Annotated in this window: 10 protein-coding genes; 5 read left to right on the forward strand and 5 right to left on the reverse strand. The window is 77.4% G+C overall.

Going from position 1 to position 15,593, the window contains the following annotated elements; translation table 11 throughout:
* Nucleotides 1-35: 35 nt before the first annotated feature.
* Nucleotides 36-4,700 carry an ATP-dependent helicase gene (locus tag ACSNOB_RS11930; protein ID WP_436686724.1) on the forward strand — a complete coding sequence of 1,555 codons (4,665 nt, stop codon included), beginning with the start codon at nucleotides 36-38 and terminating at the stop codon, nucleotides 4,698-4,700.
* 195 nt (nucleotides 4,701-4,895) lie between these two features.
* Here the strand turns inward: ACSNOB_RS11930 and ACSNOB_RS11935 are convergent, their stop codons facing one another.
* Entirely contained in the window at nucleotides 4,896-5,489 is a 594-nt protein-coding gene (locus tag ACSNOB_RS11935; protein ID WP_436686725.1) for a hypothetical protein, read from the reverse strand.
* Nucleotides 5,490-5,645: 156 nt separating this feature from the next.
* Here ACSNOB_RS11935 and ACSNOB_RS11940 point away from each other — a divergent pair, with 156 nt between their 5' ends.
* Nucleotides 5,646-6,143: a GNAT family N-acetyltransferase gene (locus ACSNOB_RS11940; protein ID WP_436686726.1), complete on the forward strand. Its 498-nt coding sequence runs from the start codon at nucleotides 5,646-5,648 to the stop codon at nucleotides 6,141-6,143.
* Between the two features lie 10 nt (nucleotides 6,144-6,153).
* Entirely contained in the window at nucleotides 6,154-6,960 is an 807-nt protein-coding gene (locus ACSNOB_RS11945) for an SAM hydrolase/SAM-dependent halogenase family protein (protein WP_436686727.1), read from the forward strand.
* Between the two features lie 43 nt (nucleotides 6,961-7,003).
* On the opposite strand, the gene ACSNOB_RS11950 is transcribed toward ACSNOB_RS11945, so the two are convergent.
* Nucleotides 7,004-7,879, reverse strand: coding sequence for a hypothetical protein (locus tag ACSNOB_RS11950; RefSeq protein WP_436686728.1), 876 nt, complete (start codon nucleotides 7,877-7,879; stop codon nucleotides 7,004-7,006).
* A gap of 303 nt (nucleotides 7,880-8,182) precedes the next feature.
* On the opposite strand from ACSNOB_RS11950, the gene ACSNOB_RS11955 reads away from it, so the two are divergent.
* Together ACSNOB_RS11955 and ACSNOB_RS11960 are read left to right on the forward strand one after the other, a co-directional pair.
* Complete coding sequence (locus ACSNOB_RS11955; RefSeq protein ID WP_436686729.1) at nucleotides 8,183-9,070, forward strand: zinc finger domain-containing protein; 888 nt, start codon at nucleotides 8,183-8,185, stop codon at nucleotides 9,068-9,070.
* A 397-nt stretch (nucleotides 9,071-9,467) separates the two neighbouring features.
* On the forward strand, nucleotides 9,468-13,115 hold the full coding sequence (locus ACSNOB_RS11960; protein ID WP_436686730.1) for a hypothetical protein: 3,648 nt from the start codon (nucleotides 9,468-9,470) through the stop codon (nucleotides 13,113-13,115).
* 151 nt (nucleotides 13,116-13,266) lie between these two features.
* On the opposite strand, the gene pspM is transcribed toward ACSNOB_RS11960, so the two are convergent.
* The 3 genes from pspM to ACSNOB_RS11975 all read right to left on the reverse strand — a co-directional run bounded on the left by pspM (nucleotide 13,267) and on the right by ACSNOB_RS11975 (nucleotide 15,584).
* Nucleotides 13,267-14,046 carry a phage shock envelope stress response protein PspM gene (gene pspM, locus ACSNOB_RS11965; protein ID WP_436686731.1) on the reverse strand — a complete coding sequence of 260 codons (780 nt, stop codon included), beginning with the start codon at nucleotides 14,044-14,046 and terminating at the stop codon, nucleotides 13,267-13,269.
* Nucleotides 14,047-14,072: 26 nt separating this feature from the next.
* Complete coding sequence (locus ACSNOB_RS11970) at nucleotides 14,073-14,945, reverse strand: PspA/IM30 family protein (protein WP_393104814.1); 873 nt, start codon at nucleotides 14,943-14,945, stop codon at nucleotides 14,073-14,075.
* A 204-nt stretch (nucleotides 14,946-15,149) separates the two neighbouring features.
* Nucleotides 15,150-15,584 (reverse strand): helix-turn-helix domain-containing protein, encoded by a 435-nt coding sequence (locus ACSNOB_RS11975; RefSeq protein ID WP_436686732.1) that lies wholly within the window; start codon nucleotides 15,582-15,584, stop codon nucleotides 15,150-15,152.
* Between the last annotated feature and the right edge of the window lie 9 nt (nucleotides 15,585-15,593).

Here is a 15,593-nt window from a genome sequence, read left to right on the forward strand (position 1 = left end):
GGACCAGGACACAATCAGCGTCCGCCCGGGGCCGGATGTCACACCGCCGGGGCAGGATGGACGGCGTGACGGATGCGATGGCGGGTTTCGGCGCGGCCACCCGGGAATGGTTCTCCGCCGCCTTCGCCGCGCCCACCGCCGCCCAGGTCGGCGCCTGGAGTTCGGTCGCCGCCGGCCGCAACGCGCTGGTGGTCGCGCCCACCGGCTCCGGCAAGACGCTCGCGGCGTTCCTCTGGTCGCTCGACCGGCTGGCCCGCGAGCCGGCCCCGGCCGACCGGCGGCACCGGTGCCGGGTGCTCTACGTCAGCCCGCTCAAGGCGCTCGCGGTCGACGTCGAGCGCAACCTGCGCGCCCCCCTCGCCGGGATCCGGCAGGCCGCCACCCGGCTCGGCATCGCTCCGCCGGAGATCACCGTGGGGATGCGCACCGGCGACACCCCGGCCGACGAGCGGCGCGCGTTCGCCCGCACCCCGCCGGACATCCTCATCACCACGCCCGAGTCGCTGTTCCTGCTGCTCACCTCCGCCGCCCGTGACTCCCTGCGCGGCGTCGAGACGGTGATCGTCGACGAGGTGCACGCGGTGGCCGGCACCAAGCGCGGGGCGCACCTCGCGCTCTCCCTGGAGCGCCTCGACGAGCTGCTGCCCGCCCCGGCGCAGCGGATCGGGCTGTCCGCCACGGTCCGCCCGGTCGACGCGTGTGCCCGCTTCCTCGGCGGCGCCCGGCCCGTCGACGTCGTCGCGCCGCCCACCGCCAAGACGATCGAGGTCAGCGTCCAGGTGCCGGTGCAGGACATGACCCGCCTCGACGAGCAGGAGCCGCCGGAGGACGACCTCGGCGGGCCCGGCCCGCGCCGGGCGTCGATCTGGCCGGCGGTGGAGGAGCGCGTCCTCTCCCTGATCCGGGCGCACCGCTCGACCATCGTCTTCACCAACTCGCGGCGCTCCGCCGAGCGGCTCTGCGCACGGTTGAACGAGCTGGCCGCCGAGGAACTGGCCGGCCCCGACGTCGGCGGGGACGACCGGGCCGCGCCGGCCCGGGGCGCCGGCACGTGGGGCGACGGCGCCGCCGGTCCGGGCACGGGCGCGCGGGGCGGTCCCGCCGGCCCGGTCCGCCGCACGCCGGCGGAGATGATGGCCCAGGCCGGCGGGGTGGCCGGCGCGCCGCCGGTGATCGCCCGCGCCCACCACGGCAGCGTCTCGCGGGAGGAGCGCAAGCACATCGAGGAGGCGCTCAAGTCCGGCCAGTTGCCCGCCGTGGTGGCCACCTCCAGCCTGGAGCTGGGCATCGACATGGGCGCGGTCGACCTGGTGGTGCAGATCGAGGCCCCGCCCAGCGTGGCCGCCGGGCTGCAGCGGGTGGGCCGGGCCGGGCACCAGGTCGGCGCGGTCTCCCGGGGCGTGGTCTTCCCCAAGCACCGGGGCGACCTGCTCTCCTGCACGGTGGTGGCCGAGCGGATGGGCGACGGCGCCATCGAGGAGCTGCACTACCCGCGCAACCCGCTCGACGTGCTGGCCCAGCAGGTCGTCGCCATGGTCGCGCTGGAGCCGTGGCACGTCGGCGACCTGGCCGTCGTGGTCCGCCGGGCGGCGCCCTTCGCCGAGCTGCCCGACTCGGCGCTGCACGCCGTGCTCGACATGCTCTCCGGTCGCTACCCGTCCACCGCGTTCGCCGAGCTGCGGCCCCGGCTCGTCTGGGACCGCGCAACGGACACGCTCACCGGCCGGCCCGGCGCGCAGCGGCTCGCGGTGACCAGCGGCGGCACCATCCCCGACCGGGGGCTCTTCGGCGTCTTCCTGGCCGGCGCCGAACGGGCCGCCCGGGTCGGCGAGCTGGACGAGGAGATGGTCTACGAGTCGCGCGTCGGCGACGTGTTCCTGCTCGGCTCCTCGTCCTGGCGCATCGAGGAGATCACCCCCGACCGGGTGCTGGTCTCCCCGGCCCCCGGGCAGGCGGCGAAGATGCCGTTCTGGAAGGGCGACCAGCTCGGCCGCCCCGTCGAGCTGGGCCGGGCCATCGGGGCCCGGGTGCGCGCCCTGCTGCGGCAGGACGACGAGACCGCGGTCGCCGCGCTGCGGGCCGGCGGGCTCGACGACTGGGCCGCCGGCAACCTGATGGCCTACCTGCGCGAGCAGCGGGCCGCCACCCGGTCCCTGCCCGACGACCGCACGGTGGTGGTCGAGCGGTTCCGCGACGAGCTGGGCGACTGGCGGCTGGCCGTGCACAGCGTGCTCGGCGCCCGGGTCAACGGGCCCTGGGCGCTGGCGATCGGCCGCCGCCTCGCCGAGCGCTACGGGGTGGACGCCCAGGTGATGCCCTCCGACGACGGCATCGTCGTCCGCCTGCCGGACACCGCCGACGAGCCGCCGGGCGCCGACGTGGTGGTCTTCGAGCCGGAGGAGATCGCCCAACTGGTCGAGGAGTCGGTCGGCACGTCCGCGCTCTTCGCGTCCCGGTTCCGGGAGTGCGCGGCCCGGTCGCTGCTGCTGCCCCGCCGCGACCCGCGCCGCCGCCAGCCGCTGTGGCAGCAGCGCCAACGGGCCGCCCAGCTGCTCGACGTCGCCCGCGAGTACGCCGACTTCCCGGTCACCCTGGAGGCCGCCCGGGAATGCCTCCAGGACGTCTTCGACCAGCCCGCGCTGGCCGAGCTGATGCGCGATCTCGCCGCCCGCAAGGTGCGCCTGGTCGAGGTGGAGACGGCCCAGCCGTCGCCGTTCGCCCGGTCGCTGCTGTTCGGCTACGTCGGGGCCTTCCTCTACGAGGGCGACGCCCCGCTGGCCGAGCGTCGGGCCGCCGCGCTGGCGCTGGACTCGGCCCTGCTCGGCGAGCTGCTCGGCCGCGTCGACCTGCGCGAGCTGCTCGACCCCGCGGTGCTGGCCGAGACCGAGCGGCAGCTGCGCTGGCTCACCGAGCAGCGCCGACCGCGCGACGCGGAGGACGTGGTCGAGCTGCTCCGCGTCGTCGGCGACCTGTCCGAGGCGGAGCTGGCCGAGCGGGGCGCGCCCGCGGAGTGGCTGACCGAGCTGGCGGCCGCCCGCCGGGTGCTGCGGGTGCGCGTCGCCGGCGAGGAGCGCTGGGTGGGTGTCGAGGACGCGGCCCGGCTGCGCGACGCCCTCGGCGTGGCCCTGCCGGTCGGGGTCGCCGAGGCGTACCTCGCCCCGGTCGCCGACCCGCTGGGGGACCTGGTCGCCCGCTACGCGCGTACGCACGGCCCGTTCGCGGCCAGCACCTGCGCCGCCCGGTTCGGGCTCGGGGTGGCCGTGGTGGAGCAGGCGCTGCGCCGGCTCGGCGCCACGGGGCGGGTCGTCTCCGGCGAGTTCACGCCCGACACGGCGGGCACCCAGTGGTGCGACGCGGAGGTGCTGCGCCTGCTGCGCCGCCGGTCGCTCGCCGCGCTGCGCCGGGAGATCGAGCCGGTGCCGCCCCGCGCGCTGGCCGCGTTCCTGCCCCGGTGGCAGCAGGTCGGCTCGTCGGCGCGCGGCGTGGAGGCGCTGGCCGCCGCGATCGAGCAGTTGCAGGGGGCGGCGGTGCCGGCGTCGGCGCTGGAGCGCCTCGTGCTGCCCGGCCGGGTCACCGACTACTCCCCCGCCCAGCTCGACGAGCTGTGCGCCAGCGGTGAGGTGCTCTGGGCGGGCTCCGGGGCGATCTCCGGCGGGGACGGCTGGGTCACCCTCGCGTACGCGGACGCCGCGCCGCTGCTGCTGCCCCCGCCCGACGAGGCGCTGACCCGCACCCCGCTGCACGACGCGGTGCTGGACGCCCTCGGCGACGGGCAGGCACTGTTCTTCCGGTCGCTGTCCGACCGGGTGGGCTCGACCGACGACGCCGCGTTGACCGCCGCCCTCTGGGACCTGGTCTGGGCCGGCCACCTCACCAACGACACCCTGGCCCCGCTGCGGGCGGTGCTCGGCGGCGGCGGGGCGCACCGGTCCCGCCCGGCCGCGCCGCGCACCCGCTACCGCCGTCCCGGCCGGGTGGCCCTGCCGACCCGCGGCGGCCCGCCGACCGTCGCCGGCCGCTGGTCCCGCCTGCCGGAGCGCGACACCGACCCGACGCGCCGGGCCGCGGCCCTGGCCGACGTGCTGCTCGAACGGCACGGCGTGGTGACCCGCGGGGCGGTCGTGGCCGAGCAGGTGGCCGGCGGCTTCGCCGCGGTCTATCCGGTGCTCTCCGCGCTGGAGGAGCGCGGCGCCGCCCGCCGGGGCTACTTCGTCGAGGGCCTCGGCGCGGCGCAGTTCGCGGTGCCGGGCGCGGTGGACCGGATCCGGGCGCTGGCGGAGCCGGCCGACGGCGGGCGGGGGCGCGGCGGGCCGGCCCTGGTGCTCGCCGCGACGGACCCGGCCAACCCGTACGGTGCGGCGCTGCCGTGGCCGGAACGGGTGGTCGACTCGGGCGACGGGGCCGCCCCGGCGACCGGGCACCGGGCGGGGCGCAAGGCCGGAGCCCTGGTGGTGCTGGTCGCCGGCGACCTGGTGCTCTACGTCGAGCGCGGCGGGCGGACCATCCTCTCCTTCACCGACGACGCGGACACGCTGGCGGCGGCCGGCAAGGCGCTCGCCGACGCGGTGCACTCCGGGGCGCTGGGGGCGATGTCGGTGGAGCGGGCCGACGGCGAGGCGGTGCGGTCCTCGCCGCTGCGCGACGCGCTCACCGCCGCCGGCTTCCGGGCCACCCCGCGCGGCCTGCGCCTGCGCGGCTGAACCGCTCGCGCCCACCGCGCCCGGGCCGCTGCCGGACGTGGTGCGCCTGCGCGGCTGAACCGCTCGCGCCCAGCGCGCCCGGGCCGCTGCCGGACGTGGTGCCGGCGCAGAACGCACCCAGGCAGGGCTCCCCGGTGGAGTGGGTCTCCGCGTCCGACGACGGATGGGCCGTTGGGGTTGCTGGGGGCCCGCGCGTCAGCGCAGTCCGGTGAGGACCTTCTCGTACCTGGCGCGCTCGGCCACGGGCGTCCTCGCCTCCAGGTAGTTGAGCACCACGGCGCCGCGCCGGAAGGACTGACCGCCCCAGGTCTCCGCGACGTCGCTGGCGCTCGACTCGTCCGGGAAGACGTAGACGGTGACGGCGTCGGTGGCGATCAGCTCGGAGCAGCCCAGGCCGAGCCCGTCGGGCCCGCAGTCGACCGACCGGTCCCGCGGGTTCGGCACCCTCAGCCCGGCGGCCCTGAACGCGTCGACGACCTGCCGCGCGCCGGGCGTCCCGGTCGGCCGGACGGGCAGCTCCACCGGCGGCGTGGTGGCGGGGCGACGTTCGGTGCCGCCGGCGCTCGGCCCGGCCGGGTCCGCTCCGGTCGGCGGGGCGGCGGGCGTGGTGGCCGTGGTGGCCGTCCCGGGCACCCCGGTGGGGCCCGACGGGGCGCCGGCGGCCGGGGCCGACGCCGAGGCGGCCGGGGACGCGGCGCGCGGGGCGTCCTCCGCGTCGTCCCCGCAGGCGGCGGTGAGGGCGGCGGCGATCACGAGCACCGCGACGGCGGGCAGGCTCCGGTTGGTCACCCCTGGCAGTCTGCCCAACCCGGTCCCACCCCGGCCAGTGGCCGGTCGGCCAGTGCCCTGTCCCATATCCGCCAGCGCCCGGTCGACCCGGAATCCCGGTGCCCGCCCGGAGAGGCGGCGGTACGATCCCGACCCGGTCGACGAGAGGAGCCGACGATGACCGGGGTGGCCGTCCACCCGGCCCGGACCAGCGACCGCGCCGCGGTCGACGCGCTGCACGAACGCGAGTGGGGCGGCCCGTACGTCGTCGCCCACGACACCCGCTACGACCTGCGTACGCTGCCCACGCTGGTGGCGGTCGACGGCGCCGGCGCGGTGGTCGGGGCGCTGGCCCACCACGGCGACGGCGACGGGCTGGAGGTGGTCAGCGTCGTCGCGGCGACGCCCGGCGGGGGCGCCGGCACGGCGCTGCTGGCGGCCGCCGCGGACGTGGCCCGGGCCGAGGGCCGCGCCCGGATGTGGCTCGTCACCACCAACGACAACCTGCGGGCACTGCGGTTCTACCAGCGGCGCGGGCTGCGGCTGGTGGGTGTGGACCGGGGCGCGGTGGACCGGGCCCGCGGGCTGAAGCCGACCATCCCCGTCGTCGGCGAGGACGGCATCCCGTTGCACGACGAGCTGATCCTTGAGCTGCGGCTCGCCGCCGGCGGCTAACCTGCCGGGCATGGACCGCACCCCCTGGATCTCGCTGACCACCGACTACGGTCTCGCCGACGGCTTCGTGGCCGCCTGCCACGGGGTGATCGCCCGGCTGGCGCCGGCCGCCCGGGTGATCGACGTGACCCACCTGGTCCCGCCGGCCGACGTGCGCCGGGGCGCGGCGGTGCTGGCGCAGACCGTGCCCCACCTGCCCGAGGGCGTGCACGTGGCGGTGGTCGACCCCGGCGTCGGCACCACCCGCCGGGGCGTCGCGCTGGCCGCGCCGCGCGGGCTGCTGGTGGGACCGGACAACGGCCTGCTCCTCGACGCCGCCGAGGCGCTGGGCGGGGTGACCGCGGCCGTCGAGCTGACCGCGCCGGACTGGCTCGCGCCCGAGGTCTCCAGCACGTTCCACGGCCGGGACGTCTTCGCGCCGGTGGCCGCGCGGCTGGCGCTCGGCGCGCCGCTGTCCGGGGCCGGCCCGGCCGTCGACCCGGAGACGCTCGTCCGGCTGCCGGCGCCGGTGGTCCGGTCGGAGGCGGCCGGGTTCACCGCCGAGGTGCTGACCGTGGACCACTTCGGCAACGTGCAACTGGCCGCACCGGCCGACCTGCTGGCGCCACTGCCGGCCCGGGTGCGGGTGCGGGCGGACTTCGAGCCGGGAGCCGGGCGGGCGGCCGTGCACGGCCGCACCTTCGGCGACGCCCCGGCGGGCGGGCTGGTGGTGCACGCCGACTCGGCCGGCCTGGTCGCGGTGGCGGTCAACGGCGGCCGGGCGGTCGACCTGCTCACGGTGGCGCCGGGCGACCTGCTGCGGGTCGCCGCCGGCTGACCGTCGGGCCGGGGCCGCCCCGGCCCGACGGCGCAGGCGCGGGTCAGCAGGGCGGCACCGTGCCGCCGTAGACCGCCGAGACGTACGCGTGGCTGACGTACTGCCCGCTGGCGAGGCGGTTCCACCGGCTGGTGGTGCGGTACGGGCCGGCGACGGTCTGCCCGGTCACGTAGCACTGGATGGGCACGTTGGCGTACCGGGCGGCCAGCCCGCGCACCGCGTACGCCGTGCTCGCGCCGGCGCGGATGTTGAGCGGGCCGTCGCCGACCACGCCGCGCGGGCCCGCCCCGGTCCACAGGTACGCCACGTCGACCCAGGCGTTGGTGCTCAGCTGCAACCCGTCCCAGAAGGTGCCGTCGGCCAGGTCGATGCCGGCCGGGTTCAACACCACCCGGCCGAACTGGTCCCGCCCGCCGTGGTAGCCGTACTGGTAGGCGGCCTGCGCCTGCGGCCGGCCCTGCGGGAGATCCTTCCAGTTCTCCCGCACCGCGCTCAGGTTCCAGTAGTCGTCCCGCGTGTTCCAGGGGCCGACGTCCCAGACCGGGGCGTACTCGCAGCGGCTGCCGCTCGTGGTGCACACCCGGACGGTGTAGTCGCCGGTGTTCAGCGGGGCCAGGCCGCGCCGGGAGGGCAGCGCCACGAAGTGGTCGCGGGGGACGATGGTGTGCCCGTTGGCGGTCAGCTCGCCGACCAGGCCGACCCGGGTCGCGTACACCCGGTAGGTGCGGCCCGGGGTGGCGGCGGTGACGGCGGCGGCGGTGTCTGCGGTGAGGCGCAGGGCGCGCACCTCGACGGTGGCGCCGGACCGGCGCGTCCCGAGCACCAGCCGGGCCTGCACCCGGCGCACCGGGCGGTCGAAGACGGCTCCGTCCGTGGCGTCGCGCCACTCCGTCCAGCCGCCCGTCCGCCAGCCCCGCACCTGGGCCTCCACGGTCGCGCCGGCGGCGGCCCGGGCGGTGATCTCGGCGCGGACCCGGGTGGCGGGCCGGGCCAGGGTGCGCGGCGCGGCGAGGAACGTCCCCTCGGTGGCCGCGCTGCGGGGCGGGCAGGACGGCGGCGGCGAGGACGGCGGTCAGGAGGGCGGCGGGGATACGACGTCGCGGCATCTTCATGGGCATTCTCCTCAGAACTCCCTGATCCTGCTCTTGTCGGTAGATCAATGGGAACCTCACTACAAATAGCGACACATGCGAATGCCGCTCGGGCGAGGGAGGATGGACGGGTGCCCGAAGGCGACACCGTCTGGAACACCGCCCGCGTCCTGCACCGCGCGCTGGCGGGCGCCCGCCTGACCGGCAGCGACTTCCGGGTGCCACAGCTCGCCGCGACCGACCTCGCCGGCTGGACGGTGCGGGAGTCGGCCAGCCGGGGCAAGCACCTGCTGCTCCGCCTCGCCGCCCCGCCGGGCCAGGCGCCGGGAGGCGGCGCACCGGCGACGGACGCCGCGCCGGGAGCCGGCCCGCCGGGAGGCGACGCCGACGGCCCGGACGGCGGCGGGGCGCGCTGGACGCTGCACTCGCACCTGCGGATGGAGGGCGCGTGGCGGGCGTACGCGCCGGGGGAACGCTGGACGGCCCGGCCGGCGCACCTGATCCGGGTGGTGCTGCGCACCCCCCAGGCGGTGGCCGTCGGCTACCACCTGCACGAGCTGGCGCTGGTGCCGACCGCCGAGGAGGACGCGCTGGTCGGCCACCTCGGCCCCGACCTGCTCGGCGCGGACTGGGACCCGGACGAGGCGGTGCGCCGGCTGGCCGCCCACCCGGACGCCACCATCGGCGAGGCGCTGCTGGACCAGCGCAACCTGGCCGGCGTCGGCAACCTCTACAAGTGCGAGATCCTCTTCCTGCGCGGCGTCTCGCCGTGGACGCCGGTGCGCGCGGTGCCGGACCTCGCCGGCGTGGTCGCGCTGGCGCAGCGGCTGCTCGCGGCCAACCGGGGCCGCTGGACCCAGAGCACCACCGGGTCGCTGCACCGCGGGCAGACCAGTTACGTCTACGGGCGGCGCGCCCAGCCCTGCCGTCGCTGCGGCACCGCGATCCGCAAGGAGGAGCTGGGCGAGCGGGTCACCTACTGGTGCCCCGTCTGCCAGCCGGAACGCCCGGCCGGCTGACGACGCTCGGTGCCGGGGCGAGCCGGGGCCCGACCGCCTGCCCGGCACCCGCCCCGCCCGTCTGCCGCCGCCGGGGTCGCGTCAGTCCGGGCCGGCGCGGAGTGGCTGGCCGGCGAGCCCTCGGCCGGACCGCCCGCGGGAGCGGCGTGTCGGCGGGCGCGGGGTGGCTGGCCGGCGAGCCCTCGGCCGGGCGTCGCCCGCGGGAGCGGCGTGTCGGGCGGGACACTCCGCCGCCGGCCCGGGAAGTCGCGTCCCCGCCACAGATACGGACGATTGGGTACTTCCTAACCCCGCCGTCGCGTCGCATGCTGCGGTTGACTCCTCACGCATCGTCAGCGACGCGCGACCGGGCCGCCACGCCGCCGTGGCGACCCACGCGCCCGGACCGGGGAGAGCCATGGACCTGTTCCGCAGACTCCGGATCCCGTGGGCGGAGCGGGCGATGCCCCGCACCGGCGACGACACCGCCGACGGGGCCCGGCCGACGGGGCCCGTCCCCTCGGCGCGCCGCCCGGAGGAGCCGGCCGTGGCGCCGGCCAGCCTCGACCCGGCCGCCGTGCCGCGCTGCTTCGGCCCGGTGCCGAACTACGCCCACAGCCCGCTGCCGGTCGTCGAGGCCGACGGCCGGGTGGTGCCCGGCACCGGCATCCGCAAGTTCGTCGACGCGCTGCCCGGCCTCGGCCCGCTCGGCCGCACCGAGCTGGGCGGGCACCTGCCCGTGGCCGTGCCCGACACCATCAGCTACCCGGGCTGCGACTACTACGAGATCGTCCTGGAGCAGTACGCGCAGCGGCTGCACCGGGACCTGCCGGCGACCCGGCTGCGTGGCTACCGCCAGCTCAACCTCGGCACGGACGCCAACGGACACAACACCGTCGTGCCGGCCGGGCGCCCCTGGCACCTCGGCCCGGTCATCCTGGCCCGCCGGGGCCGCCCGGTGCGGATCAAGTTCATCAACCAGCTTCCCACCGGCCGGGCCGGGGAACTCTTCCTGCCGGTCGACCCGACCGTCGAGGGCGCGGGGACCGGCCCGCTCGACGGTCCCGCGCCCTACCCGCAGAACCGGGCGGTGCTGCGCCTGGCGGGGGCGCACACCGGGTGGATCAGCGCCGGCAACCCCTGGCAGTGGGTGACCCCGGCCGGCGAGATCACCCCGTACCCGACGGGGGTCGGCCCGACCCACGTCCCCGACATGCCGCCGCCCGGCGCGGGCGCCACCACGCTCTACTACCCCAACGAGCAGAGCGGCCGGCTGTGCTGGTTCCACGACAACACGGTCGGCCTGGCCCGGCTGACCGTCTACTCCGGGCAGCTCGCGCTCTACCTGCTCACCGACCCGGCCGAGGAGGAACTCGTCGCCGAGGGCGTGCTGCCCGCCGACCAACTGCCCCTGGTGATCGAGGACAAGACCTTCGTGCCGGACGACACCCAGCTCGCCGGGGAGGACCCGACCTGGGACCGGGACCGGTGGGGCGCCCGGGGCAGCCTCTGGCACCCGCACGTCTACCAGCCCCGGCAGAACCCGCACCGGGCGGACGGGGCGAACCCGACCGGCCGGTGGGACTACGGTCCGTGGTCGCGTACGGCCGAGGAGGCCGGGCTCCGGGAGCACCGCGGGACGCCGGCGGCCGGCCCGGTGCCGAACCCGCACCACGACCCGGTCGCCGACCCCGACGAGCCGCCGCTGGCGCCCGGCGTGCCGCACCCGTCGGCGGTGCCGGACGCGTTCGGCGACACCATGCTCGTCAACGGGATCGCGTACCCGTACCTGGAGGTCGAGCCGAGGACGTACCGGTTCCGGGTGCTCAACGCCTGCCTGGACCGCGCCCTGAACCTCCAGCTCTACCGGGCCCGCTCCGACGGGCCGATGTGGGACCCGGAGGGCGACCTGGCCGACGCGGACGCCGGGGAGGTCCCGATGGTGGCGGCGGTGCGCGCGCCGGGCCGCCCGGCGGGCTGGCCCACGGACGGGCGCGACGGCGGGGTGCCGGACCCGCGCGCCGCCGGCCCGGAGCTGGTCCAGATCGGCAACGAGTGCGGCCTGCTCCCCGCGCCGGTGGTCGTGGCGAACCGGCCGGTCGGCTACCGGTACGACCGCCGGGACCCGACCGTGCTCAACGTCGACGGGCACGCGCTGCTGCTCGCCCCCGGCGAGGCGGCCGACGTGCTGGTGGACTTCTCCACCGTGCCGCCGGGCGGCACCCTGATCCTCTACAACGACTGCCCGGCCCCGCTGCCCGGCTTCGACCCGCGCGCCGACCACCGCACGGGCGCCCCGGACCGCACCGCCGAGGGCGGCCCGCCACCGACCCGCCCCGGGTACGGGCCGAACACCCGCACGCTCCTGCAGTTCCGGGTCGCCGGCACCCCGGCGCCGCCGTACGACCTGGCGCGGCTGCGGGACCGCCTCCCCCGCGCGTACGCGGCCAGCCAGCAGCCGCCGATCGTGCCGCAGGCGGCGTACGACGCGGCGTTCGGCACCCGGACCGGCCGGGAGACGGTGGTCCCCGTGCACGCCACCACGGTCAGTTTCGTCCCGACCGCCGGGGCCGCCCCGGTGCTCCTCCCGCTGGCGGACAAGGCGGTCCAGCAGGTCTTCGAGCCGGATCACGGGCGGCTCGTGGGTCGGCTGGGCGTGGGGCACCCGAACGCCGGGCCGCTCTCCCCCGCCACCCTGCCGCTCGGCCCGACCGATCCGGCCACCGAGGTGCTGCACGTGAGCGACCCGGCCGTCGGCGTGGGCGCGCCCGCCGACGGCACCCAGCTGTGGCGGATCCGCGGCAACAGCCGGCAGACCCAGCCGGTGTGCTTCGCCGCCTGCGACGTGCAGGTGGTCAACCGGGTCGGCTGGGACGGCGCTACCCGCCCGCCGCACCCCGCCGAGCGGGGCTGGAAGCAGGTGGTCCGGGTCAACCCGAGGGAGGACGTGATCGTCGCGCTGCGGCCCGTCGCGCCGCCGCTGCCGTTCAAGATCGGCGACAGCGTACGGCTGCTCGACCCGGCCCGGCCGGCCGGCGCCCGGACCGGCTCGACCCCCGTCAGCCCGGTCGACGGCCGGCCGGCGCTGGTGGTGAACCAGCTCGTCAACCTGGGCTGGGAGTACCACTGGCACAGCCAGCTCGCCGGCCACCGCGACCAGGGCATGACCCGGCCGCTGGTGCTGCGGGTCTCCCCGAAGGCGCCGACCGGGCTGACCGCGACCCCGGCCCCGGGCTCGGCGACCGCGCTGCCGGCGATCGCGCTGGCCTGGACGGGCAACGGCAGCCGCCCGGTGGCCACCAGCCACCTGCTCCAGCGGGCCACCGACGCCGCCTTCACGGCGGGCCTCACCGCGATCACCGTGGCGGCGACGGCGACCCGCTACACCGACGCCACCGTCACCCCCGGGGTGACCTACCACTACCGGATCCGGGCGGAGAACGCGGTGAGCTGCTCGACCTGGTCCAACAGCGTGCCGGCGTCGGTGCAGCTCGCCGCGCCGGCCGGGCTGACCGCGGCGATCCCGCCGGCCGCGCCGCTGCGGATCGCGCTGCGCTGGACCAACCGCTCCTTCGCCACCGGCATCGACGTGCAGCGGGCCACCAACCCGACCTTCAGCAGCGGGCCGGGCACCACCGCGATCGGGGTCGGCGACAACCACCTCGACGCGGCGGTCGCCCCGGACACGACGTACTACTACCGGGTGCGGACCACCTATCTCGGGGCCGCCTCACCGTGGTCGACGGTGGCCCGGGCGACCACGCCGCCGGCTCCGGGCCTGCCCACGGGGATCACCGCCACCGCCACGGCGCCCGGGCCGGACACGGCGACGGTCATCCTCGGCTGGTCGGCGAGCACGCCCGCCGGGCCGGGCGCGGGGTTCATCGTGCAGCGGGCGCTGGATCCCGTGTTCAGCCGCGAGGTGGCCACCTTCACCGTCACCGGCCGCGGATTCACCAACACGGGCCTGACGCGCGGCGTCACCTACCACTACCGCATCCGGTCGTTCAACGTCGTCGGCAGCTCGCCGTTCACCGGCCCGGTGCCGGTCACCACGCCACCGTGACCGGCACCGGCGGCGCCGTGACCACCGCGCCCCGGCGGCCGCGGCGCGCCGTCGGGACGCGGGCGCGGTACGGGGCGCCGGTAGCGGTGGGGCCTCGGGCGCGGTCGGAGCGGGCGCGGTGCGGGATTCGGGCGCGGCCGAGCGGGCTTGGTCAGGGGGTGCGCAGCGGCGCGTTGACGCCACGCAGCTCGGCCAGCGCCCCGGCCACCCCGTGCAGCAGGTCGGTGGCCTCGGTCAGGCGGGAGGCGGCCGGGTGGTCGGCGTCGGGGCGCGCGTCCTCCGCGACGTAGCCGGCGGCGGCCACCACCAGCCGCTCGTACGCGGCGACGCCCTGCTCCAGCTGCCCGGTCAGCGCCCGGTGCGCCTCGGCCAGCGGCGGCCGGGCGTCGGGCGGGGCGAGCCGCAGCGCGCGTTCGACGCTCGCCACCCGGCCGGCGAGGTCCCGCAACGACCGGTCGGCCTCGGCCGCCTCCAGCACGGCGGGCTCGGCCAGCCCGGTCAGCCGGCCGGACATCCCGGCGAGGGTGAGGGCGGCCCGGTCCAGCCGGGCCCACGGCTCGGCGGCGCTGGTGCCGCGCAGCGCCACCCGGGAGCGCACCCGGCGCACCTCGGCCAGCACGCCGGGGCCGACGGGGAGCCGCTCCACGGCGGCGACCAGCCGGGCGCGGGACCGCGCGGCGGCCTCGGCGGGGTCGAGGGCCGGCGGCGCCGGCCGGGCGGCCAGGGCGCGCAGGTCGACCCAGCGCCAGGCGGCGAGCACCAGCGCGCCACCCGCTCCGGCCGCCCAGGCCGCGTCGGGCAGTCCGAGCCCGGCGTACGGGGTCAGCACGGCGGCGGCGCCGCCGAGGCCACCGGCCGTGACGCTCCACCGGCGGGCGGACCGCCGCAGCCGTCCCAGCCGCCGGAAGTACCGCGTGCGCTCGTCTGCCACCTCTGCTGCCTCCTCGACCTGACCGCTCAGCCGGCGGCGGTGGTGTCCCCGGTGCCGCGTTCCCGGCCCATGCTGGCCCGGATCTCGTCCAGCCGCGCGGCGGCGGCCGGGTCGGCGGCCGGCGCGGCGGGCTCCGTACGCGCGACAGCCGGCCGTTCCTGCTTGCCGCCGAGCTGCTCGCCGGCCATGCTCGACCGGATCTGCTCCAGCCGGGCGGAACCGGCCGAGTCGAGGGTCGCCTTCTGGATCTCCAGCATCCGGCCCTCGACGGAGTTGCCGGCCAGCTCGGCGCGGCCCATCGCGGTGGCGTAGCGCTGCTCGATCCGGTCGCGCACCTCGTCGAGCGAGGGGGTGTTGGCGGGGGCGGTCAGCGCGGACATCGACTCCAGCGAGCGGGCCACGCTCTCCTGCATCTTGGCCTGCTCGAGCTGGCTGAGCAGCTTGGTGCGCTCGGCGAGCTTCTGCTGGAGGATCATGGAGTTGTTCTCGACCGCCCGGCGGGCCTGGGCCGCTGCGCCCAGCGCCTGGTCGTGCAGGGTCTTCAGGTCCTCGGTGGCCTGCTCGGCGGAGACCAGCTGGGTGGCCAGGGTCTGCGCGGACTGCTCGTAGCGGTTGGCCTCGGCCTCGTCGCCCTTCGCGCGCGCCTGGTCGGCGAGGACCAGGGCCTGGCGGGCGTTGGCCTGGAGCCGCTCGACCTCCGACATCTGGCGGGACAGCTTCATCTCCAGCTGACGCTGGTTGCCGATCACGGCGGCGGCCTGCTGGACGAGCGCCTGGTGCTGGCGCTGCGCCTCCTCGATGGCCTGCTGGATCTGCACCTTGGGATCGGCGTGCTCGTCGATCCTGGCGCCGAACAGCGCCATCAGGTACTTCCAACCCTTGACGAACGGGTTCGCCATCTGCGCGGTATCCCCTCAGTAGCGTCGCTCCGCCTGGACCGGGCCGGGCGGGACCGGCCGGCTCCGGCGCGGCAATGACTCCATCGTCCCAGCCGGACGCCACCGGGGCATCCGTACCGGCCAGCGAAGCGAGCGCCGACGCCGTCCGAGATCAACCCTACGCGGCGGTCGCCACAGCGACCACGGACGCGAGCGAGTGACGGGTCAGGCGGCGCAGACCACGTCGCGGTCGCCCCTGCGGACCCTGGAGGTGCGCAGGGTGGCCTTCAGCGGCGAATCCTGGCGGACCTGGACGGCGACCTTGCCGTCCGCGCTGACCTGGTGGACGCTCCGGCCGGCGGCCTTGCGCACACCGGCGGCGTCGACCGGCTCGTCGTGCACCGGCACGAGCACACCCGGCATCTGCTCGGCGAGCGCGACCGTGTCGCTGACCTCGCGCAGCAGCTCGGACAGGCGCGCGCCGAGCGCGTCGCAGATCGCCGCCAGCAGCTCGCTGGACGGCTCCTTCTGACCGCGTTCGATCTCGGAGAGGTAGCCGAGGCTGACGTTGGCGGCGGAGGAGACCTCGCGCAGGGTGCGGTGCTGCCCCTGCCGGCGCGCCCGCAGTGCGTCACCGATAACCCGGCGTAGCAGGACCATTCGCACCTC

It is taken from the genome of Micromonospora sp. URMC 106, assembly GCF_051386395.1.
In the GTDB taxonomy this organism is placed as follows: domain Bacteria; phylum Actinomycetota; class Actinomycetes; order Mycobacteriales; family Micromonosporaceae; genus Micromonospora.